The following is a 21,965-nucleotide window of genomic DNA, read 5'->3' on the forward strand; positions in this document are numbered from 1 at the left end:
CGTTCCTGAGCTACTACAACGCCAGGAGGCCCCACTCGGCCTTGGGCTACAGACCTCCAGCTTCCCGACTTGCCGGGTATAACCTATTGCAACTCGACATCTAGATCACTGGGATATGCGCACTGGCCGGAACTGGGCGTTGGACCGGCGCTCTTCCTCGGAGAGTCTAGATCACTGGGATATGCGCACTGGCCGGAACCCAGCGGCGCGCATGGGTTGAGGTGCCTCGAGTCTAGATCACTGGGATATGCGCACTGGCCGGAACTTGAGAGCGCGTTGGATCAGTTTGTAATCGAGTCTAGATCACTGGGATATGCGCACTGGCCGGAACTAGGCTCCTAAGAGAGAGGTTCTAAGGGGGAGTCTAGATCACTGGGATATGCGCACTGGCCGGAACGCATGTGATCGTTGACGGCCACCACGCTATAGTCTAGATCACTGGGATATGCGCACTGGCCGGAACGAGGCTGGGCTTGTTGCTGAGGGGATCCGTAGTCTAGATCACTGGGATATGCGCACTGGCCGGAACTGTCGGGCGCCGCGATGCCACCAGGCGCCAAGTCTAGATCACTGGGATATGCGCACTGGCCGGAACCCCGGCCCGCGAAGCGTGTATCCAGTCCCGAGTCTAGATCACTGGGATATGCGCACTGGCCGGAACTACCGAGGCTCGAAGGTCAGCTCCCGGATCAGTCTAGATCACTGGGATATGCGCACTGGCCGGAACCAAGGCCTTCCGGGCCCGCGCCCGGGCTTTAGTCTAGATCACTGGGATATGCGCACTGGCCGGAACTCAGCAAACATCGACGCAGCCTTGCGCGCGAGTCTAGATCACTGGGATATGCGCACTGGCCGGAACAGCACGCCCGCGTTGGAGTTTTCCAAGCTGAGTCTAGATCACTGGGATATGCGATCACTGGGATATGCGCACTGGCCGGAACTTTAGCTGCTCGCCGACCCATCTCGGCAGTAGTCTAGATCACTGGGATATGCGCACTGGCCGGAACCGCGGTGCTGCCCTGCCGCCCGAACTCCCGCGTGATGGTGATCTGCGCATTCACCTCTTCGCTCACCCGGTTCTTGTCGAAGATGGGCTTGATCCCCGTCTCCGCATCTCCCGTACGGGCCTCGGCGTTGCCCGCCACTCCAGAGATCCCCGCGCGGCTCGTGCTTTGCGCATTTCCCTTGTCGCTGCCCACCCCGGCCCCGCTGCTGCCCAACTGGCTGCCCACGCCCACCGTGACCTCGAACCCGCTGGCGTTGTAGCTGGCCCGGTTATCGAGGTCGCTCATGGTGAGCGTGCCTCCGGTCTGGAAGCTGTTCTTGCCGCCGTCGATGGCCGCCTGCGTGCTGGTGATGGCCCCGCCCTTCAAGTCCGTGTTGCCCCGCGCGTTGACGTCGAAGCCGCCATTGCCCGCTCGGATGCCGCTTTGCTCGCCCACGCTCTGGTAGTCGCTGTCGATCTGCGTTCGGCCCACGGTGATGCTGCCGCCCACACGCCCCGCTCCCACAATGGGCACGCTGATGCCAAAGCCGCTGCTGCGCCCGGTTTCGTTGTACCGGCTGGTGTCCTGCAGGCTTTCGATGGCAAGGTTGCCGCCCACGTCGGCACGCACCGTGTCGGCCACGATGGTGGCGCCTTTGAGCGTGGTGTCGCCCGCGCTTTGCACGCTGGCCGTTCCATTGGCGCGGATGTGCGTGTTGCTGTAGCTCACGCTTTCGCCGCTGCCCTGGCCCCGCGCACGGTTGGCATTGGCGTTCACGCTCACGCCGCTCGCCCCGATGCTGACACCGATGCTGCCCGAGCTGCTGCTGCGGCTGTTCTGTTCCGCAAAGCGGTTCTCGGCCGCTTCTAAAACGATGTTGCCCTTTTGCGCGATCAGGCCCACGTTCTTGCCTGCCTCGATGTCGCTGCCCCGCACGCGCAGGTCGCCATCGGTGGCGGTGATGTGTACGTTGCCGTCGGCACGCACGGTCGAGCCCGCTGCGCTGTCCACCTGGTAGGCGCTGGTGCTGCGGCTGGTGCTGCTGCCCAGGCTGATGCTGACGCTGGCTCCCGCCAGGGGGTCGCCGTTCAAGAGGGCTTGGCCTGCGTTGCCCAGGTCCTTGGCGTTGTTGTAGGCATTGAGGCCAATGGCCGCGACCCCCAGGGCCTGGGTGCGCGCGTCGCTGGTGCGCCCGATGGCCCGGCCCACGCGCCCTGCGGTCATGCCGAAGTCAACGAGGGGGCTGCCCACGCTCAACGTGAGCCCGCTTTGCTTGGCCCGCGTCTCGAACAGGTCCCGCTCCAGTTCCCGCGCCTCGCGGATGTCCACCGTTTTGCCCACGATGCTCACGTCGCCCTTGGCCAGCACCGCCGAGCCCTCCTGCTCGTAGCGGTTGCCCGCCACCAGCGCCACGTCGCCTCCCTGGCTTTGCACGCTGGACGCGGCCGCTCGCTGGCTTTCGTTGCGGTGGTCGGTGGTGGTGCTTTGCTTGCCCAGCGTGATGCCGAAGCCCCCGCCGCTGAACAGGCCCGACTTCTTGGTCTCGGTGTGCGTGGTGGCCGCCGCGCTGTCGGTGCCCGCCCGGATGCTGATGTCCCGCTTGGCCACCAGCCCCACGTCGGCCTGGCCCACCAGGTGCGAGCCTTGCAGCGCGATGTCCCGCCCGGCCTGCACGTAGATGGCGTTGCCGGTGACGACGCTGCCTTCGCTCAATGAGCTGGCCCCCTCCTGCACGGTGAGGGTGCTCTTTTTGCTGAAGGTGCCGCTTTTCTTGCTATAGGTTTCTTCATAGCGCCCATGCTCGGTCTGCTGGTCCTGCACCTGCACGTCACGGCTGGCGACGAGGCTCACGTCGCCCTTGGCGGTGACGGTGGCTCCGCGCAGGGTGATGTCGCCTTGGGCCTGTTCGGCTTTTCCGTTGGCAACGATGCTCAGATTGCGCCCGGCGCTGATCTCCCCGCCCGAGAGCGTTTCCTGGCTCTGGATGAGCGCGTGGTCGTAGCCGCTGCGGTGCTCTTCTTCGTGAATCAGGGCGCGGTCTTTGACGGCCTCCACCCGCACGTTCGACCCCTGGATGAGCACGTCCTGCTGCGCCTTGATCTGCGCACCAAGGGCCACGACATCACCCTGCGCACGCAAGGTGGTGCTGCCTTCCCCGCCGTCGATGACGGTGCCGGTGTGCACGGTGCTCGATTGGCGCGTGCGGCTTTCGCCGGTTTGCACGCGCGTTTCCTCGCGCGTTTCCATGTCGCCGTTGTAGGTGACGAAGGTTTCGTACTGGGCGCTGCGCTCGTCGCTGCTGGTCGTCTTGGCCGTCGTGCCCAGGCGGATGTCGCCGCCCGCGTACAGGCCCGCGCCGGTCTTGCCGGACACGCGGCCGGCATCCAGCACGATGTTCCCGCCCGCATCCAGCACCATCTTGCCGGCGTCGCTGGTGAACTGGCCGTCGGTGGCCGCAATGTTTCCGTCGGCCTGCAGGTAGCCGCCGCTCTGCGCCACGATGGTGCCCCGGCTGTTGGCAATGTCGCCCTGGATGCCGGTGAGCAGGCTGCCCGCTTCGATGCGGCCCTGCTCGTTGTTCAGGCCCCCGCCGGACAGCCGCATCAAGCCGCCCGCCTGGATGCCGGCGCCGAAGTTGTCGATGCCTCCCGCCGCCGCGATGATCAAGCTGTTGCCGACATCGAACTGGCCCCGGTTGATGAACTGCCCGCTCAGGTTGAGCGCCAGGTCGTTGGCGCTGATGCCGCCCGGCACGATGTGCAGTTGGCTCCAGTCGGGCAGCGAGACGCTCAAGCCCCCGCCCAGCAGCGCACCGATGCCGCCTTGCGGCGTGCTCACATCCACCCGCGGCAGGGCCAGCGGCTTGGTGTTGACGAACTCCGGGGGCACCTCGCCCGGCACCCCAGGCCCACCCGTGCCGGCGGTGACGTTGCCCGCCCCGGCGTTGCTGGCGCCGCTGCCCCCTCCGATGGGGCCAGGGAGCGTGTCGGGCCGCTGCACTCCGACGAAGGTCGGGCCCTTGATGTTGCCCTGCACGGCCTGGCCCTCGGGCGCCTGCGCGATGGCAGTGGTCTGCACGTTACGGTCGCGCGCCTGCTGCACCAGGGGCAGTCCGGTGGCCGGATCGATGCCCGGCTGGTGCACGATGGTGCCGCCGTTGATGGTGATGGCATCGCCCACGATGGTGCCGGTGTTCGGCCCGGTCAGGGTGATGGTGGCTGCGCCGCTGCCGGTGTTCAGCCGTGCGATGGCGCGCGAATCGCCTTCCACCTGCACCGTTTTGCCGTCCGCGTCCTTGCCTTCCCAGATCACTTTCTGGTCAATGAACCGCTGCTCGATGGTGCCGCCACCGACGGTGGCGTCCGAGGCTTCGTTGATGAGCGAGCCGTTGAAGCCGCCACCGATATACAGCTGCGCCCGGTTCGCCACATTGCTGTAGCTCACTACCTGCGCGTCCGTGAGGCCCGCAGGGGCGGTGGGGATTTCGTAAGTGCCGTCGAACACGTTGGGCATGCCGCCGGCCTGCACCTGGCCCGTGGCCTGGTTGTGGATGGCGCCGCTGGCGCTGCCGGCGATGGCGACGCTGCCTTGGTTCAGCAGGGTGCCGCCCCAGCGCACCTCCGCCGCGCCGACGCTCCAGCTCTCGCCCACGCCCACTTGAATGCCGTTCACCTGCAGGTCGAGCTTGCCCAACGCGATGAGCGCGTTGCTGGCGGAGTAGCTGCCCGGAGTGGTCAGCTTGGCATCGGCCAGGCTGCCCACCACGCCGCTGTTGGAATAGCTGCTCGCGCCGATGTCCAGCAGGCTGCCTGCGATGACGACGCCGCTGGCGGCATTGCTGAAACCGCCCGCCGTCTGAATGTCGATCTTGGCCGCAGGGCCGCCCTGGCCGTACAGGGTGCCGGCGTTGGAGAAGGACGCACCGGTGACGGTGATGTTGCGGCCCAGCACCTGGCTGTCGGCACCGCCGGTCACGCCTGCGGTGGCTTTGAGCGTGACGTCGCCCGACGCTGCCAGCGTGCCGTTGTTGTCGATGCCGCCGGAGGTCGCCGTCACGGCCAGATCGCCGTTGCGGGAGATCAGTTGGCCCTGGTTGGATACGCTGGCGGCATCGATGGTCACCTGGGTGCCGCTGACTTGCCCTGACACACCCTGCGCTGGCGCCGTGTTGGTGAAAGCGCCGCTGCTGCGGATGGTGACGGTGCCGTTGGCGTTGAGTTGGCCACCACTGTTGTGCACGGATGCGCCCGACACGGTGAGGCTGCCCGCCACCGAGATGATGCCGGTGCTGGCGCCGCCGCCAGACACGCCAGCGGAGGTCAGCGGGTCGTTGGCGCTGCGCACGTTGCTCAGGCTGCCGTTGATCTCCACATCGCCGCCCGAGCTCACCACCCCTTTGTTGCTCATGCTGGCAACCTGCACGGTGAGCTTGGCGCCCGCGTCCACGGTGCCGGGGCTTTGCACATAGCGCCAGTCCGAGGCCGGGCCGTTGGGCGCGCACCCGTTGGCGATGACGCAGGTACGGCTCTCGGCCAGGCCGTTGTCGAAACTGCCGCCCGAGATGGACATCAGGCCGTCCGCATGGATGCGCCCGCCGTTGCTCATGGCACCGGCGTTGAGCAAGACGGTACCGCCGTTGAGCGTGCCGGTGTTGACGACGGAACCGCCGTTGGCGGACAGCGTTCCCAGCGCGCTGACGCTGCCGCTGTTGTCCAGCCCGCCCGAAATGTCCACCACCGTGCCGGAAATACCGCCCGTGTTGGAGGTGCTGCCCACAGAAACGGCCGAGCCCGAGACCTGCCCGCCATTGGACAGCGCGCCCATGGCGACGATGTTGGCGGCGATCTGCCCGTTGTTGGTGGTGGCGCCTGCCACGTCCAGCCGCTGCTGGGCCAGGATGTCGCCCCCGTTGCTCAGCGCCGCGTTGACGCCGATGCTGTCGGCCACGATGCGGCCCGCATTGGACAACGTACCGCCGCCATAGGCGATGTTGCCGCCTGCCTGGAGGGTGCCGCTTGTTCCCAGGCCGCCAGCGGCCTGGATGTCGATGCCTTGCGCCGCGCTGAAGGTGCCCTGGGCTCCCAGCGCCATGCCGGCGGACGATTGCAAGGTGAGCTGGCCCGCGGTGACGATGCCGCCTGCGACCACACGGTTGCTGTCCAGGCCGCGCGCACGGATGGCGATGCTGCCTTGCGATTGCATGAGGCCGTCGTTGATCAGGTCGCCGGTGGTGTCGATGGCGACGGCCTGTGCAAACGTCATCTGGCCTTGGTTATGGATGTACCCGGCGTCAGCACGCAATTGGGTCTGCCCGAGCCATTGGCTGTTGCCGCCGAAGACGAGGTTCTGCGCGGCGTGCAGGTCGGCATTGCCGGCCACATCCAGCTTTCCGCCGAAGCCGATGCTGCCTGCGCGGCTTTCGGCCGTCAGCCCCGACTGGGCCACCAGCGGGCCGGTGATGGAGATATCGCTCTGCGCCTGCAGGGTCAGTGGCGCGCCGGCCTGCACGGACCCGCCGAAACGGATGCCTGCGGCCGTGCTGGCCACGTCGCCCCGGGCGAACTCGGCATTGCCCGCCACGCTGACCCCTTGCTGGCCGGTCAGGCGAAGGTCGCCCAGCGTTGCCAGCGGGCCGCCGATGTCGATGGCTCCGGCATTGGCCTGCAGGGCCACGCCCTGGTTCACGCGCAGTTCCTGCGCCACGGCGATGCCCTGGCCTGCCACGGCATCGAGCCGGCCAGCCACGCGAAGGGTTGCGCCATAGCCTTGGCCGGAGCCGCTCTGCACGCGAGCGTCCTGCAGCACCAGCGTGTCGCCCTGAATGGCGACCTGGCCACCGGCACGGGCGTCCAGGCTGCCGCCGAACGAAGCGCCGCCGCCGACGCGAATGTCACCACCGGACACCAGGCTGGCGGCGCCCTGCACGGTCAGCGACTGATCGATCCGGTGGTCGCCGCCGACCGAGGCGCTGTAGCGGCCGCCGGTCTGCAGGCTGCGCAGATGCACATCGCCGCCAGCCTGAACGGCCGTGGCCGCATTGCCGCTGGCATTGGCGGCAGCGCCGCCGATGACGTCGGTCGCGGTGATGTTGCGGCCAGCGGACAGGTTCAAGGCGCCGGAGGTGGCGATGTTGCCGCCCACGCCGATCTCGCCCGCGGTGGAGGTGGCGGCGATGCTGCCGGCAATGAAGTCGCCGGCGATGCGCAGGTCGTCCTGCGTCTGCACCACGGCACTGCCGGCGGCCTGCACGGACTGCAGGCGGGCGCTGGGCGCCACCACCCGGAGGTTGCCGCCGGTCCGCAGGTTCTGGGCCTGCAATTCCGAGCCGGTCTGGATCGCCAGGCCGCCCTGCGCCGTGAGGTCGCCGGTGACGTCGATCTTCTGGGCGCTGTCGAGTTCGAGCGTGCCGCCCGAAGCGACGGCTCCGCGCACGTTGATGCCGCCACCGGAAGCGATGCGGACATCACCGTTGGCAATCACGTCGGCCAGGCTGGACACGCCGCCAGCGGCGGCCTCCAGCCGCACCGCGCCCTGGGCCTGCACTCCGCGGGCCAGCGAGACGCCGAAGCCCGAAATCTGCACGCCACCGCCCGATTGCACTTCGCCCTTGAGCACGGCGAGGCCCTGCGCCGACAGCGACAGGTTGCGGCCGGAGGCCACCGGGCCTGCCAGCATGACGTCGCCCTGGCGCGATGCGATGTCGAGGTCGCCGCGCGCGCTGGCCTGCTGCAGATCGATGCTGCCCTGGCTGCGGATGGCGATGCTCTCGTTGGCCTGCACGGACGTGGCCGAGATGCCGCCCGCGCCCGCGTTGAGCTCAATGCTGCCGGCCGAGCGCACATCGCCGCCGAGTTGCATGCGGTCCCTGGCGGTGATGCCCACCGCGCCGCCGGCAATGCTGCCGGCGATGGTCACGTTGCCGGCGTCGATGGCGATGCCCCCGCCAGTCAGGCCCGAACCCGCGTTGAAGTCGCCGCCGGCCGACCATTGTTGTCCGGCGCACGAAACCGAGGCGCCCGACAGGCGGATGTCGCCCCCGGCCGTTGCGCCGATGCCCCCGCCCACGGTGATGTCCGAGGCGGCGGAAATGCCCTGGCCCGCCGTGATATGGGCGTTGCCCACCACGCCGACCGTCGATCCGAAGGCTACGCCTGCGCCGGAATGCAGGCTGAGGTTTCCGCCGATGCTGACGGTGTCGCCGAACCCGATGCCGCTGGCGCTCGCCAGCGTCGCGCTGCCGCCGACACGGACGGCGCCCTGGGTGGACACGGGACCGCGCACGTTCAGGTTGAGGTTGCCGGCGACGTCCAGGCCAGCGCCCGGCTGGCCCAGTTGCACGTCGCCGCCCGTCACGTTCATGGCACCGGCGTTGACGTCGCCGCGCAGGCCGATGCTGGCTGCGTCCATGTTCAGCACCTGGCCGACCTGGGTCGCGCCCGCCATTTCGATGGAGCGCCCGCCCGCGATCGTCAGGTTGCGGCTGATGGCTGTCTGTCCCGAAGCGCTCACGCTGTCTGCCGCGATGTCGGCGCTTTCGTTCACCTGCAGCCGTCCGGCGAGCGTCGCGGAATCGCGTGCCCGCAGGTCCAGGTGGTTGCCCACCAGCGTCGTGCCGTACAGGCCGGCGGACCGTGCGCCGTCGATCGTCAGATCACGCGCCACCGAAAGGCGCCCGTCTTGCCGGATGTCCTGTCCCTTGATGGTGGCGGTCCCGGCCACCTCGATCACGCTTTGCCCGCTGCCCAGCAGCAATGCCCCGGCCGAGCCGGCGTCCAGGTTGCCGCCCACCAGAAGTTTGTCGTTGACGGCCACGTCGCCCGCGCTGCTTTGCAGCTGAACATTGCCCTGCACGCGCACCGGGCCGTCGAACTGCGCCCCGGCAGCGCCGTTGGCCTGCAACTGGTGCGCGGTGACTTCGCCCGCAACGGTGATGCGCCCCGAGCTGTCCAGCTGGATATTGCGCGCGGCCGAAACACCCGCGGTCTGCAGATTGCCCGCGCTTCGCACGGCCACGTCTTCCTGGTAGGCGAGCACGGCGCCACGCAGATTCACACCCATCCCCGCATCCGTGGAGATGACGCGGATCTGCCCTGCGGTCATGGCGCCCAAAGCCGTCGCATCGATGGCGATGCCGCGCTGCCCCAGCGCAGTGGCCGAGGCGGCCAGTGCCGGGCCTGCATTCTTGCCGGCATCCGAATCGCTTTGCCGCCCGGCCGTGAGCTGGATGCTGGAGATGCCGCGGTTGAGGTAATGCGCGCGCAGCGGCCCGTCGATGAACAGCGTCTCGCCGATCAGATCCAGCTGGCCCACCGTGCCTTCGATGCCCGTTCCCAAAACATCGATCTGGCCGCCAGCCACGGAAAAGCGCGGCAGCGCTGCCTGCGCGAAGGCGCTGGGCGCACCGTTGGCGTCCCGCCACTGCACGGCGCCCGTGCTGAGCGTGAAATGCGGCGTGTTGACGACCCCGCACCCGTCGCAGGTGATGCCGTTGGGGTTGGCGATGATGACGCTGGCCGGATTGCCGAATACTTCCACCGTACCGCCGATGCGGCCCGCAGGGCCGGCCACGGTCACCTCATTGACGATGGTGTTGGCCGTGCGGCCCGCAGCAAGATTCGGGTTGGCCGCCGCCTGCCCACCCAGAAGCGGTGTGCCGCCCACCAGGCTGTTGTTGAGGACGACGCCCGACGAAGGCACATTGAACCGCTGGAACTGGTTCAGCGAAACACCCGCTGCGTTGGGGGTGGTGATGTTCACCAGCGCCGCGCCGCCTTGCAGCATCTGAACCCCCGGCTGAAAGGCCAGCGGGGCCCGCGGATCGGCGATGGGAACGGCGTTGAAGGCCCCGGCCGGCGGTACCTGTGCATGGGCCGGCGCAACGCCTATCGCCCACTGCCCGCCCGGCCCCACGCCGGCCTGCAGTTGCAAGGCGGTGAAGAGGGCAAGCACGCCACGGGCTGTGTGGCGGGCCCATCGGGGAGAGCGGTAGCGCGCTGCATCCGCCGCATCGCGCTGGGCACCCTGTGGTGCTGCCGCGCTCTTTGCGTTTTTCGTGTTTTTGCTCATGAATCCCCCCGACCTGCCCATCGATTTCAAAATTGGTAAGACGCGCTCACGTTGATGCGCCATCCGCTGTCCGCCACACCCTGGGGCCTGCGAAGCGGCTTGCCCAGAATGGCCTCGAAAAACCCGGTGCGATACGCCACGCGCACCCCGCCTCCCGCGCTGGCCAGTCCGTGCGACCGGCCATCGGAGACGGTTCGCACTTGGGCCATGTCGAAGAAGGTGTAGGGCTCGTACCGCACCTCGCCGCCGAACAGCGGCGGCGCTTTCTGCCAGGCCCATTCGTTGCGCCAGTAGGCGCCCCGGTCCCCGCCCTGCGCTGACTCTGCGAAACCGCGAACGCTGCCGACACCTCCGGCGAACAGTTGTTCGGACGAATACAGCGGATGCCGGCTCCATTGGCCAGCCCCGCGCGAACGCCAGACCCATGCGCCGGGCAATGGCCGCTCCAGCGATGCAGACAGTTCTGCCTTGGTGAATGCGTAGCGTGCGGCAGCCGGCGGCAGATCCGCCGGGTCGCGGTTGGCACCCCACCACGAAAGGCCGTGCGAGATGCCCGCATCGGCAGTCCATTGGCCGAGGCCGTACTCGGTTTCGAAGCGCTGCAGGCGATTGACCCCGGCTCGCAGGACCGTCTGGTCCTGGGGCGCCAGGCGCAGGTTGTTGATGGACCGTTCGGAGTCGCGGCGCGTCAGCGACACGTCGAAAGCGGTCTTGCTGGTCTGGTCACGGTCCAGCAAGTGGTTGATCGACATCGTGTAGCTTCTGGAACGCCCGTACACCAGGGCGGTGTCGCCCACCAGGTTCTGGTATTCCGAGATGGAGGCCATGCCCGCGAGCGTGGTGTAACCCAGCGGCACCGAGAACGTGCCGTACAGCGCGTTCGTGTCCGCGCTCGTGGTCAGGCCCGCATTGAGCGATTCCATCAGGCCCAGCACGTTGCCGTGATCCACTCCCAGCTGGATGCGCATCCGGCCCGTCGCGGCCGAACCCTGGTTGTCCACCGACACGTTGTACCTCGCCCCGTCACGGGGCTGGTTGACGAACTCCACGATGGAGCCGCCGGGCTGTGTGCCGGGGCGGATCTGCACCTGCACGTTGTTGCGCCGCAGGCGGTTCAGCTGATCGACGGCCTGTTCGATGTCGCGCAGGCGCAGTACATCGCCCTCGCGCATCGGCATCGCCATGGAGATGCCAGGGCCGTCGGCACGCCCGGCCTCGACCGCGGCGCCGTTGTAGAGCAGCTTCTCGATGGTGCCGGGCACGATGGTGATGGCGAGCACGCCTTCATGCAGGCTCTGGTTGCCCACGTAGGCGCGCGACGTGGTGTAGCCCGCAGCGACCAGTGCCCGGTTCATGCGCTCCAGCAACACGTTGATGTGCGCGACGCCGAGCGACTGCCCGACGAAAGGTGCCGCCACCTCCCGGAAAACGGCTTCGGGCAGCAGGGCGGCGCCCTCCTGGCGAATCGTATGAACCGGGAACGTGGGGCCCGTGGACGGAATGTCGGACAGCGCCCTGGCATCCGGAACCCGGCCGTCCTGGCCGGGCTGATCGAACCGGATGCTTGCAGGAGGCGCTTGCCGCAGCAAATCTTCGCGGAGCTTTTCCTGTTGTTCGCGAATGAGCTGATCGTTGGGATCACGGGGTGCGGGGGGCACTTGGGCCTGCCCCAACACAGGGGCGAGCACCAGCACGCAGAGCGTGCCGCTCAGGCGGGGACACTTCATGCGGCGCCCCTACCAGAAAAGACCGAGGTGGTTTTCCAGGCGCACCGGATCGCGGTGCGGCGGGCGGACCACTTCGATGGCGCCCTCCACCCCTTCCGATGCCGAGAACTGCCCGCCTTCTTGCCGCGCAGCGCCCTTGAGCACCATGCGCCCCTGCTGCACGGTGAAACTGCCGCCCTGGTCGGTGGCATACACCTGAGCCCAGGTATCGCCCAGCAGCGCCTTCAAGCCCCGGTCGCGCGAGATCACCGTATGCACCGGACGCGCGCGCGCCGTGATCACGGGCGCATCCAGAACCATTCCCCGCCCGCCGAACACCTGCCCGGCATCATTGAGAATCTGCCCGCCCGCACGAATGCCGAGCGTGTCAGCCGCCATGATCTGGCCACCCACGAGCGATTCGGAAGAAGAGGCCGTGCGCTTGCAGATGAAAAGAAAGCAGCTTTGCCGATATGCGAACTGCCCGATGCTGTGCGCCTGAATGGTGACGTCACCCGTGGCCGCGATGTCCACCTTGCCTGCGTTGGAGAACATGTAGCCGCCCAGGTTGGCGAAGCTGCTGCCCGACACGGACAGATCGCCCTGCGCTACCCAGTAAGCCTGGTTGGCGGTGTCTGCCAGCGTGCCCATGTCCACCTGATAGCCGCTGCGGCGTTTGAACAGGCTCTGGCTCGTCCAGTCGGTGCTGCCGGAGCCTGCCACATGGAGCGTTTCGTTGCGCACCGCGCCTGGCGTTCGCACGTCGAGCGCACCGTTGGACACGATGCGTGCATCCACCGCAATCACATCGGCACCGGCAAACAGGCCGACGGCGTCGTTGCGACCGAAGATGAGCGCCGTTTTGGCAGCGCCGACCGGGGTGCTGTGTTCGATGGCTCCGCCCGCCCGCAGCAGCACGGCATACCGGCCGTCACCGTCGTCTGACGAACGGTTCTGCCCGGAAATCTCGCCCCCGATATTGCGCAGCGAGCCCTTGGCCTCCAAAAGCGTATTGGTCCCTGCGGCGACCAGACTGGTCCGCTCTGAGGTGTTGCGCAATTCCATCTCGTCCGCCTGGATATGGATCTGGCCCTGCGCCTGGACCTGGCCCCCGATCTGCTCGAGCCGGCCCGTGCTCGTCAATTGGAAATCACCCGCAGACGCCACCAGCTGCCCGCCGTTGCGAACGCCGGCTCCCTGGTCCGTGACCAGGATTTCGATGCGGCCGGACGTCACCTTGGAATCGGCACTCAGATTCAATGCCAAAACCGATGAAGACGCCTTGCCCGGGGTGTAGTGCACCCAAGGCGTCAGGTTATCGACAGGGGAAGCCGCAGTATCGAACTGGGCCGCGGATTCGCCAGCCACGATACGAACCGTTGCCGTGGAGGACGAGAAACTGTTCGTCACCGCGCCCTGGATTCCCACTGTTTTGGCAATCATTTCCAACCGGATGAGATTGCCGGAAACCCCTTGCGAATCGATCAGCAACTCTCCCTGCGTGGTTTTCACGTCCACATAGCGCTGGGAATGGCCGGAGGGCTGTATCTCGTCGCGCAGAGTGACCGCACCGGTCGTCAGCGCAACGCTACCGAAATTGAAGAAACTGCCTCCGTTGACGCGAATGCCATTTTGGTTGGCGAGAATCAAATTTGCGCGCGGACCAGTGACATCCAGAGGGCCCTCGATATGCGACGGTGCCGCCGAAAGCACTTCGGCAACGATGGTGCGGGCGCGTACCGCATCGTTGGCGAAGGTCAACCCTGCAGCGCCCACATCGAAGCGGGAAAAGCCGTTGTAAGACACACCATCCTGGGCGGCACTGGGCGTGACGACCACGCGCCCTCCCGGTCCGGCCTGCACTTGAACAGGGGTGGAAGGATGGGCCACCACCAGTGCTTGCGCATTGGCCCCACACGGAACGGCTCCTGCGAGCAGGCACGCCAGTGCCGCTCCCTTTGAGCCAAGGGCTCTTTTCATTCTCATATTCCCAACGATTTCAAACCCGCCAGCATTTCCCTGCGGGACGCCGGACACCCTTTTTGAAACTCACACGGCCCGATAAAAGTCCGTGAATATATTTTCAAATTGATACAAGCGCCGCATCATATTCACAATATTGACGCGTGTCTTACAGTGTTGCGGCCTCAGCACAAAAGACCTACGGGCTTGCTGACTATCGCGCTTCATGGCTTAGAAATCAGCGTGTTTAACGGAATGCGCCGGGATCGCAGGCGAGCCAACGATGAAGGGCGCACCGCTTGACTCGAATACCGAGCGACCGAACCGGCAATGACGAACGCGTTAAACATAAACAGATCCTGTATCGCATTGGTCGATGGACCTGGCAATTCAGACCGGCTTTCCAATCTGCGCTCGGGGTAACGGGTGACCCCATTGGCATTCAGTCATAAAAAAGGAGCCATTTCGGCTCCTTTTGAAGAAAGTCATCAGGCCCATCACCCCCGTCGGGACGCCTGATACAGCCCCTGCACCCGCGGCACGTTCTGCTCCAGCTGGCGGATGCGCTCCGGCCCGCTGGGGTGGGTGGACAGGAAGGCGATGCCGCCCTGGCTGCCCGTGGCCTCGCCCATCTTGCGCCACAGGCTCACCGAGGCGTCGGGGTCGTAGCCGGCACGCGCGGCCAGTTCCAGGCCGACCAGATCGGCCTCGGTTTCGTCGCCCCGGCTGAACTTCAAGGTGATCAGCTGCGTGCCCAGGTTGGCCGCCGCATTGCCCAGGTCGCCCAGGCCCAGCAGCTGGGCGCCGAGCGACAGGCCCACGCTGGTGGCCTGGGTCTTGGCGAGCCGGGCGCGGGCGTGTTCGCGCAGTGCGTGGGCCATTTCGTGGCCCATGATCATGGCGGCTTCGTCGTCGGTCAGCTTGAGCTGGTCGAGGATGCCGGTGTAGAAGGCGATCTTGCCGCCGGGCATGCAGAAGGCGTTGATCTGCTTGCTGCCGATCAGGTTGACCTCCCACTGCCACTGGCGGGCGCGGTCGTTCCACTGGGCGGTGTAGGGGATCAGGCGCTGGGCGATGGCGCGCAGGCGCTGCAGTTGCGGATTGTCGGCGCCGGCCAGCGCGCGCTGCGCCTTGGCCTTGCCCATCATGTCGCTGTACTGCTGGTTGGCCGCGTTCTCCAGCGTCTCGGCCGGCACCAGCTTGCGCATGGTCGATGAAGAACCCACGTCCACCTGCGCGAGCACCGGCGCTGCGGCAGCGGCCCCGGCAGCGAGCAGAAAGCCGCGCCGGGCCTTCCACAGGCCGCTCTTGGCGGTGCAAAAGCGGCAGCAGCTGCCCGCGGCGTCCGCCGCGCGGGAATCGAAGGAGACGGAGGAGGAGGAAAAAGCGCTCACGGCGTTTGGCGCGCCGCGTGCAGCATCGAAGGGTTCGTTCGGCATGGTGCTGCGAAGTCTAGCCGGGCGGCAGCGGGCATGGTGTAGGTTGCGGCGCCTGAGCGTCAGCCGCCCCGCGCCGACACCGCCTGGGCGCGCAGTTCGGCCCAGATGACCAGCAGCAGCCCGCCCAGCACCCCCGCCAACCCCGCATAGGCCATGGCCGAAGGGGTCTCGCCCACGACGGCGACGGCCAGCGCGAACGCGGTCACCGGCTCGGCCAGTGCCAGCGTGACGGCAGTGGCGCCGCTGACATGCCGCAGCGCGTGGGTGAACAGCAGATACGCCACCCCCGTGGCGACCAGCCCCAGGTACGCCACCACGGCCCAGGTGCCGGGCGACGCGGCCACCGGCCCGGCCAGCCCCGCGGCCACCGGCAGCGACAGCACGGCCGCGCCGCCGAACACCGCCAGGTTGACGACCGCCGGTGCCGCGTGGGCCACCAGCCGCTGGTTGAGCAAGGCATAGGCGGCATAGGACAGCCCCGCGAGCAGGCACAGCGCGATGCCGGCCAAGGGCGCCTGTACCGCGGTGCGCCCATCCAGCGCCATGGCCGCGCCGCCCGCCACGCCCAGCAGCGTGCCCGCCCACCACACGGGCGCCGGCAGGCGGCGCTGCAGCACCGTCTGCAGCAGGCCCGCCCAGATGGGACCGCTGCCGATCGCAATGGCCGTGCCCAGCGCCACGCCGCTGGCCTTCACGCCCGCGAAGAAACTCAGGTTGTAAGCCGCGACGCAAAGGCCGGCCAGCAGCACGGGGCGCCAGGGCAGCGAGGGACGTGCCGCGCGCCGCAGCGGCCCCCATGCCAGCACCGCGAAGAAAGCGCTGGCGATCAGCAGCCGCAGGGCACCCACCCAGTACGGAGACAGGCCGGCGGGCGCCAGGCTTTGCGCGGTGCCGGTGGTGCCCCAGAGCAACGCGGCGAGCAGCACCATGGCGATGCCCCGGGTGGAATGCGAAACGAAGATCGTGGTCATGGCCCCATGGTGCCTTGGCGCAGACGCGGGAATGTCGAGAAACGCTTGCACTGCGGAGCCGCGGGCTTCGGGCAGAGCACAAGCCGAATTGGCCTCCACCGCAATCAAATCAACGGCATGTAGCTATTATTTTTATAGCAATTGACATCAACCCCGCAAAGCCCGGGCACCCGTACCCCGGTCGCGGCGCAGGGCGTAGGCCAGAGCGCTCGCGCTGGCATAGCCGGTGCGCAGGGCCACGGTGTCCAGCGGCACCCCGTTCGCGAGATCGCGCACCGCAGCGTCCAGCCGCAGGCCGCGCAGCCACGCCTGGGGCGTGCGGCCGGTGAGGGCCAGCCAGCGGGCATGAAAGCGCTGCGGGCTCAGGCAGCACAGGCCGGCCATGCGGGCCGTGGGCCAGTCTTCGTGCAGGGCGGCGCGAACGGCGCGCTCCAGCCGCTCCGGCGCGATGGCGCGGCGGGTCAGCACGCGCGGCGCCTGCAGCATCTGCGCGAGCCGCTGCGCCGGGTCGTCGCCCACGGTGAAGGCGCCGTGCCCGGGCGCGATGGCGAAGCGCCGCACGCGGTCCACGCCGGGCTGGTCGGGGGCGTCGATCACGAACATCCGCGCGCCGGGCGGGGCCAGGAAGGCGTGCGCCGTGCCGGCCGGAATGACCATGCCGCAAGCCGTGTCCACGAAGGCGGCGCGGCCCGCCACCTCCAGCTCCATGCGGCCCTGCAGCGCGTACAGGACCTGCGCATGGCCGTGCGCATGCGCGGCGTACTCGCCGCTGTAGCGGCGCACCGAGCAGGTGGGATGAAGGACGGTGGCGTGGTCCATGGCGCGCCATCGTAGCGGCCCGCGACGGCCAGATCGAAGCCGCGCGAGGGTGGCGTGCGGATAATCCACGCGAGCCCTTCACCCCTGCCCTCCCCCGCCCACCTCCGATGCCCCCTGACCACGCCCCCGCCACCGCCCCCCGCCGCAGCTGGCGCGACGCCTGGCTCGTCTATCTCGAACCGGCCAGCCTGCGCATGCTGGCGCTGGGGTTCTCTGCGGGGTTGCCGCTGCTGCTGGTGCTGGGCACGCTGTCGTTCTGGCTGCGCGAGGCGGGCCTGGACCGCACGACCATCGGCTATCTGAGCTGGGTGGGACTGGCGTATGCCTTCAAGTGGATGTGGGCACCGCTGGTGGACCGCATGCCGCTGCCGCTGCTGACCCGCTGGCTGGGGCGCCGGCGCGGCTGGCTGGTGCTGTCGCAGGCGATGGTGATGGCCGGACTGGCGGGCATGGCGTTCAACGACCCGCGCGTGGCGCTGGAGCCGCTGGTCTGGTGTGCGCTGGCCGTGGCGTTCGGCTCGGCCACGCAGGACATCGCGCTGGACGCCTTTCGCATCGAATCGGCCGATGCCGACCACCAGGCCGCGCTTGCCGCCACTTACCAGACGGGCTATCGCCTCGCGATGATCTGGGCCGGCGCAGGCGTGCTGTGGGTGGCCGCGCGCGCCGAAGTGCCCGGCCTGAGCGGCTACCAGCAGGGCGCCTGGCAGGCGGCCTATCTGACCATGGCGGTCTCGATGCTGGTGGGCACGGTGACGGTGCTGCTGTCGCGCGAGCCCGTGCCGCGCCCCTTGTCGCCCGCGCGCAACCCGGCCGAATGGCTGCGCGGCGCGCTGATCGACCCGTTCGCGGACTTCATCGGGCGCTACCGCTGGCAGGCCGCGCTGATCCTCGCGCTCATCGCCATCTACCGGATCAGCGACGTGGTGATGGGCATCATGGCCAACCCGTTCTACGTGGACATGGGCTACACCAAGGACGAAGTCGCCGCGGTGACCAAGGTGTTCGGCGTGGTCATGACGCTGGCCGGCGCCTTCGTGGGCGGCGTGCTGTCGATGCGCCTGGGCGTGATGCGCGTGCTGATGCTGGGCGCCGTGCTCAGCGCCTGCAGCAATCTGCTGTTCGCATGGCTGGGCCTGCGCGGGCACGACGTGACAGGGCTGGTGCTGGTGATATCGGCCGACAACCTGGCCGGCGGCATCGCATCGGCCGCGTTCATCGCCTACCTCTCCAGCCTGACCAACGTGCAGTATTCGGCCACGCAGTACGCCCTGTTCAGCTCCATGATGCTGCTGGCGCCCAAATGGATCGCGGGCTTTTCGGGGCGGTTCGTGGATGCCTTCGGCTACACCGAGTTCTTCGTCGGCACCGCGCTGCTGGGGCTGCCGGTGCTGGTGCTGGTGGCGCTGGCATCACGGATCGAAACGCCCTCGCGCCGCTGATTTCATTGCCAGGATAGCTATTATTTTCATAGCAAAAGAGCACCATGCGACCCGCCCTGTTCACCCGGCCCGCTGACCGCGAGGGCCTGCCCCGCTCCCCGTTGTTTACCTAACTTTACGGAGACTTCAACGCACCGACGCCCCCCGGCGCGACCATGGAGCCTCCCCAAGGACACCGCCATGAGCTCTCAATTGTTGATGATCGAAGACGACTTCCGCCTCGCCCAGATGGTGGGGGAATACCTCGGCCAGTCCGGCCTGGAAGTCACGCACATGGCCGATGGCAAGAGCGGCATGGCGCGCCTGCAGGGCGGCGACGCCGGCCCGCTGCCCGACCTGGTGATCCTCGACCTGATGCTGCCGGACATGGACGGGCTCGAAGTGTGCCGGCGCATCCGCTCGCTGCAGGGGCCCGCCGCCCAGGTGCCGGTGCTCATGCTGACCGCCAAGGGCGACCCGATGGACCGCATCATCGGCCTGGAACTGGGCGCCGACGATTACCTGCCCAAGCCGTTCGAGCCGCGCGAGCTGCTGGCCCGCATCCGCGCCATCCTGCGCCGGCGCACCGACGGCGGCACGCCGGCTGCGCAGGTGCTGCGCTTCGGCTCGCTGGAGATCGACCGCGACGCGCGCACCGTCACCGTGAGCGGGCAGGCGGCCGAACTCACCTCCTACCAGTTCGACCTGCTGGTGGCGCTGGCCGAGCGCGCAGGCCGCGTGCTCACGCGCGACCAGATCATGGAAGCCGTGCGCGGCCGCGAGTTGGAGGCGTTCGACCGCTCCATCGACGTGCACATGGGCCGCATCCGCGCCGCCATCGAGCAAGACGCCAAGAACCCGCGCCGCATCCTCACCGTGCGCGGCGTGGGCTACGTGTTCGCCAAACAGCAGGACTGAAGGACATGCGGGCCCCAACGCTCCAGCACCGACGGTCCTTGCGCGCTCACCGATGGGCGGTGCCCCATGGTGGCGCCCCGCACGCAGGAGGCCTCGATGTCTAACCCGTTTTCCCGGCGCCTTTACCTGCGCATCTGGCTCGCGGTGGTGGGCGGCGTAGCGGTGCTCACGCTCGCGGTGGGCTGGGCCTGGCGCATCGCTGCGGACCAGAACGCCCAGACGCCGCCCACGCCCCCGGCCCGCGAGATGGTGCTGATCAATCCGCAGGGCGAGCCCGTGCTGCGCGGGCTCGCCACGCGCATTCCGAACGGGCCGGCCGAGGGGCTGGAGTTTCGGGTGGAGGCCGAGAACGGCGACGTCTTCTCGCTGCAGATGGCGCCGCGCCCCCGGCCGCCAGGGGGCGACCGCCGCGGCGAAGTCGCTTTCTGGACGCGGCCGCCTTTCGGCTTTTTGTGGATGCTGGGGCTGGTGGGCGTGGCGGTGGCGGTCGGCGTGTTTCCCATCATCCGGCGCCTCTTGCAGCGGCTGGTGACCCTGCAGCGCGGCGTGCAGCGCTTCGGCGAGGGCGACCTGTCGGTGCGCGTGGCCGAGCACGGGCACGACGAGGTGGCCGACCTGGCGCGGCAGTTCAACGCCGCGGCCGCGCGCATCGAAACGCTCGTCAAATCCCACAAATCGCTGCTGGCCAATGCGTCGCACGAATTGCGTTCGCCGCTCACCCGCATCCGCATGGGGCTGGAGCTGATGCAGGGCTCGGCGCCCTCACCCGCCTTCCGCGACGAAATCCTGCGCAACATCGCCGAGCTGGACCAGCTGGTGGACGAGATCCTGCTGGCCAGCCGCCTGGACGCGCGCGAGGCGGACATGGGCACCGTGGAGCTCGTGGACCTTCTGGGCCTGGCGGCCGAGGAATGCGTGCGGGTGGATGCCGAGCTGGAAGCCGGTGCCGCCAGCGCGGACGGCCTGGAGGTTCACGGCGTGGCCAAGCTGCTGCGCCGCGCCCTGCGCAACCTGCTGGAGAACGCCCGCCGCTACAGCCAGGGCGACATCACGGTCGGCCTGCAGCGCACCGGCACCCACGCCGAAGTGCGGGTGTGCGACCAGGGTCCGGGCGTGCCCCTGGCGCAGCGGGAACGCATCTTCGAGCCCTTCTACCGGCTGCCCGGCGCCAGCGAGCGCGCCGGCGGCGTGGGGCTGGGGCTGGCGCTGGTGCGCTCCATCGCCGAACGCTCGGGCGGCACCGTGCGATGCGAGGACCGGCCGGATGGCGAAAACGGCGCGTGCTTCGTGCTGACGTTACCGCTGGCGCAGGGCTGAGCTTTCTGAAGAGGCCCTGGCGCATCGCCCCTCTGATCGGGGCCCCTCTGCCCCGGTGAGTCGCCCGGGCACCCCACGAAAAATCTATGCACGGACCGGGAATCCACGCAAGGCCTGAATGCGATTGTTTCGCATCGAAACATCTGTTTCGCAGGAACTGCGAATACCCAGGACAGGCCGGGTGGCCGGGCCGGAGCGTTTCCTTTAAGCTGCGTTCCGCTCGACGGAATCCTGTTGGGCATCCAAAAAGTGCGGGGGCTTCGGGCCGAACCGCATCGGGAGGTCTTTCAATGAACGCAGCACAACCCTTCGGACTCCGGCGAGCGCCCATCCACTCACCGGACAGCAGCAGCCCGGCCCATCCCTGCCCCACGGGATGAGGCTCGCACCGGCGAACGGCGCGTTCTGCGCCTGACAACGCCCCTCACGCGATGGCTCGATGAACCGGCCTGGGCTTGGCGTGCAAGGCGACGAGGGCGCCCACAGCACCCGCCGTTCACCTTGATCACCAACACCAGCGCTGCTCGGCGGCCGCAGCCCATCCACGGGTTCGGCTTCATCGCAACCCATTTCCCCGATCCACTGAATTTTTTACCATGGCAGTCAAAGACATTCGGGTCATCCACACCCTGGGCCCCGCCGGCACGAATTGCGAGGCTGCGGCCCACGAGTGGTTCCGGCGCAATGGCCGCAAGGGCACGGTGCACCTGCACCCCACCTTCGAGATCGCCGCCGAGGCACTCAACGACGATCCGGCCATCGCCGTGCTGGGCTGCGTGGCCTACCCGGACCTGCACAACCTCGTGTTTTCCAACCTCAACCGGTTCCAGATGGTGGACGTGTTCGTCATGCCCACCTTCAACATGATCCTGGCATCCCGCACGGGCGATCTGCCGAAAACCATCTCCACCCACCCCGCACCCCAACAGCTGGCCCCCCAGGGCGCACGGCTGTCGTTCGTGAACAGCAACGCGCAGGCGGCCGTGGACTGCCGGCACGGCCGAACGGAAGGCTGCATCACCACGGCCAAGGCCGCCCAATCGCTGGGGCTGAAGATGATTCAGGACTTCGGACCAGTGCCGATGGGCTTCACGATCCACGCGGCGGTGTGAAGCTGGCCAGCGACAACGCACAGATGCGGCCTGGCTTTTATGCGGCCCCCGATCACCGGTTGAAATACCGAGAGATGAGCTGTCTGCCGCCTAGCTGTGAAGTTTCAATAGGTTGTATCCCGTGTTCATCCGGATTGGGTTTGAGAGACTGGAAGTCGCCAAACACCCAATCCGCTCAGGACACCCAACCAGATGAACAGCCATAAGCATGCCCGACTCACCTTCACCCGTCGAATCGAGATGGTCAA

General features: G+C 67.9%; 12 protein-coding genes, 3 pseudogenes and 1 CRISPR repeat array. Of the genes and pseudogenes, 8 read left to right on the forward strand and 7 right to left on the reverse strand.

What is annotated here, in order from left to right:
* Positions 1-5: 5 nt before the first annotated feature.
* Both AVHM3334_RS23950 and AVHM3334_RS21800 read left to right on the forward strand, forming a co-directional pair.
* Positions 6-59: pseudogene (locus tag AVHM3334_RS23950) on the forward strand (integrase core domain-containing protein); the annotation flags it as partial.
* Positions 60-97: 38 nt separating this feature from the next.
* Positions 98-1,007: a CRISPR direct-repeat array (repeat unit 36 nt; unit sequence AGTCTAGATCACTGGGATATGCGCACTGGCCGGAAC).
* 4 nt (positions 1,008-1,011) lie between these two features.
* Positions 1,012-1,266 (forward strand): hypothetical protein, encoded by a 255-nt coding sequence (locus tag AVHM3334_RS21800; RefSeq protein ID WP_284415576.1) that lies wholly within the window; start codon positions 1,012-1,014, stop codon positions 1,264-1,266.
* Positions 1,267-1,607: 341 nt separating this feature from the next.
* Here AVHM3334_RS21800 and AVHM3334_RS23955 read toward each other — a convergent pair.
* Positions 1,608-4,499 (reverse strand): annotated as a pseudogene (locus tag AVHM3334_RS23955) (hemagglutinin repeat-containing protein); the annotation flags it as partial.
* Positions 4,500-5,157: 658 nt separating this feature from the next.
* Here AVHM3334_RS23955 and AVHM3334_RS21820 point away from each other — a divergent pair.
* Together AVHM3334_RS21820 and AVHM3334_RS21825 are read left to right on the forward strand one after the other, a co-directional pair.
* A complete protein-coding gene (locus AVHM3334_RS21820) occupies positions 5,158-5,454 on the forward strand; it encodes a hypothetical protein (RefSeq protein ID WP_284415580.1) in 297 nt (98 codons plus the stop codon).
* Between the two features lie 93 nt (positions 5,455-5,547).
* Entirely contained in the window at positions 5,548-5,970 is a 423-nt protein-coding gene (locus AVHM3334_RS21825; protein WP_284415581.1) for a hypothetical protein, read from the forward strand.
* Positions 5,971-9,029: 3,059 nt separating this feature from the next.
* On the opposite strand, the pseudogene AVHM3334_RS23960 reads toward AVHM3334_RS21825, so the two are convergent.
* The 6 genes and pseudogenes from AVHM3334_RS23960 to AVHM3334_RS21855 form a co-directional block, all read right to left on the reverse strand.
* Positions 9,030-10,115: pseudogene (locus tag AVHM3334_RS23960) on the reverse strand (filamentous hemagglutinin N-terminal domain-containing protein); the annotation flags it as partial.
* Positions 10,079-11,779 carry a ShlB/FhaC/HecB family hemolysin secretion/activation protein gene (locus AVHM3334_RS21835; RefSeq protein WP_284415583.1) on the reverse strand — a complete coding sequence of 567 codons (1,701 nt, stop codon included), beginning with the start codon at positions 11,777-11,779 and terminating at the stop codon, positions 10,079-10,081. The gene AVHM3334_RS21835 and the pseudogene AVHM3334_RS23960, both read right to left, overlap by 37 nt.
* A 9-nt stretch (positions 11,780-11,788) precedes the next feature.
* The gene (locus AVHM3334_RS21840; protein ID WP_284415584.1) at positions 11,789-13,738 is read right to left on the reverse strand and encodes a filamentous hemagglutinin N-terminal domain-containing protein; all 1,950 of its coding nucleotides are present in this window, start codon (positions 13,736-13,738) and stop codon (positions 11,789-11,791) included.
* A gap of 479 nt (positions 13,739-14,217) precedes the next feature.
* Entirely contained in the window at positions 14,218-15,159 is a 942-nt protein-coding gene (locus tag AVHM3334_RS21845; protein ID WP_284415585.1) for a M48 family metallopeptidase, read from the reverse strand.
* Between the two features lie 59 nt (positions 15,160-15,218).
* Entirely contained in the window at positions 15,219-16,130 is a 912-nt protein-coding gene (locus tag AVHM3334_RS21850; RefSeq protein ID WP_284415586.1) for a DMT family transporter, read from the reverse strand.
* A gap of 147 nt (positions 16,131-16,277) precedes the next feature.
* The gene (locus AVHM3334_RS21855; RefSeq protein WP_284415587.1) at positions 16,278-16,949 is read right to left on the reverse strand and encodes a helix-turn-helix domain-containing protein; all 672 of its coding nucleotides are present in this window, start codon (positions 16,947-16,949) and stop codon (positions 16,278-16,280) included.
* Between the two features lie 107 nt (positions 16,950-17,056).
* Between AVHM3334_RS21855 and AVHM3334_RS21860 the strand changes: the two genes are divergently transcribed.
* The 4 genes from AVHM3334_RS21860 to AVHM3334_RS21875 all read left to right on the forward strand — a co-directional run bounded on the left by AVHM3334_RS21860 (position 17,057) and on the right by AVHM3334_RS21875 (position 21,717).
* Complete coding sequence (locus tag AVHM3334_RS21860) at positions 17,057-18,391, forward strand: AmpG family muropeptide MFS transporter (protein ID WP_284415588.1); 1,335 nt, start codon at positions 17,057-17,059, stop codon at positions 18,389-18,391.
* Positions 18,392-18,571: 180 nt separating this feature from the next.
* Positions 18,572-19,288 carry a response regulator gene (locus tag AVHM3334_RS21865; protein ID WP_272549751.1) on the forward strand — a complete coding sequence of 239 codons (717 nt, stop codon included), beginning with the start codon at positions 18,572-18,574 and terminating at the stop codon, positions 19,286-19,288.
* 96 nt (positions 19,289-19,384) lie between these two features.
* On the forward strand, positions 19,385-20,605 hold the full coding sequence (locus AVHM3334_RS21870) for an ATP-binding protein (RefSeq protein WP_284415589.1): 1,221 nt from the start codon (positions 19,385-19,387) through the stop codon (positions 20,603-20,605).
* A gap of 596 nt (positions 20,606-21,201) precedes the next feature.
* On the forward strand, positions 21,202-21,717 hold the full coding sequence (locus tag AVHM3334_RS21875) for a type 2 periplasmic-binding domain-containing protein (RefSeq protein WP_284415590.1): 516 nt from the start codon (positions 21,202-21,204) through the stop codon (positions 21,715-21,717).
* Positions 21,718-21,965 lie beyond the last annotated feature (248 nt).

Origin of the sequence: Acidovorax sp. SUPP3334 (assembly GCF_030159055.1) — a bacterium.
Classification (GTDB): Bacteria; Pseudomonadota; Gammaproteobacteria; order Burkholderiales; family Burkholderiaceae_C; genus Paracidovorax.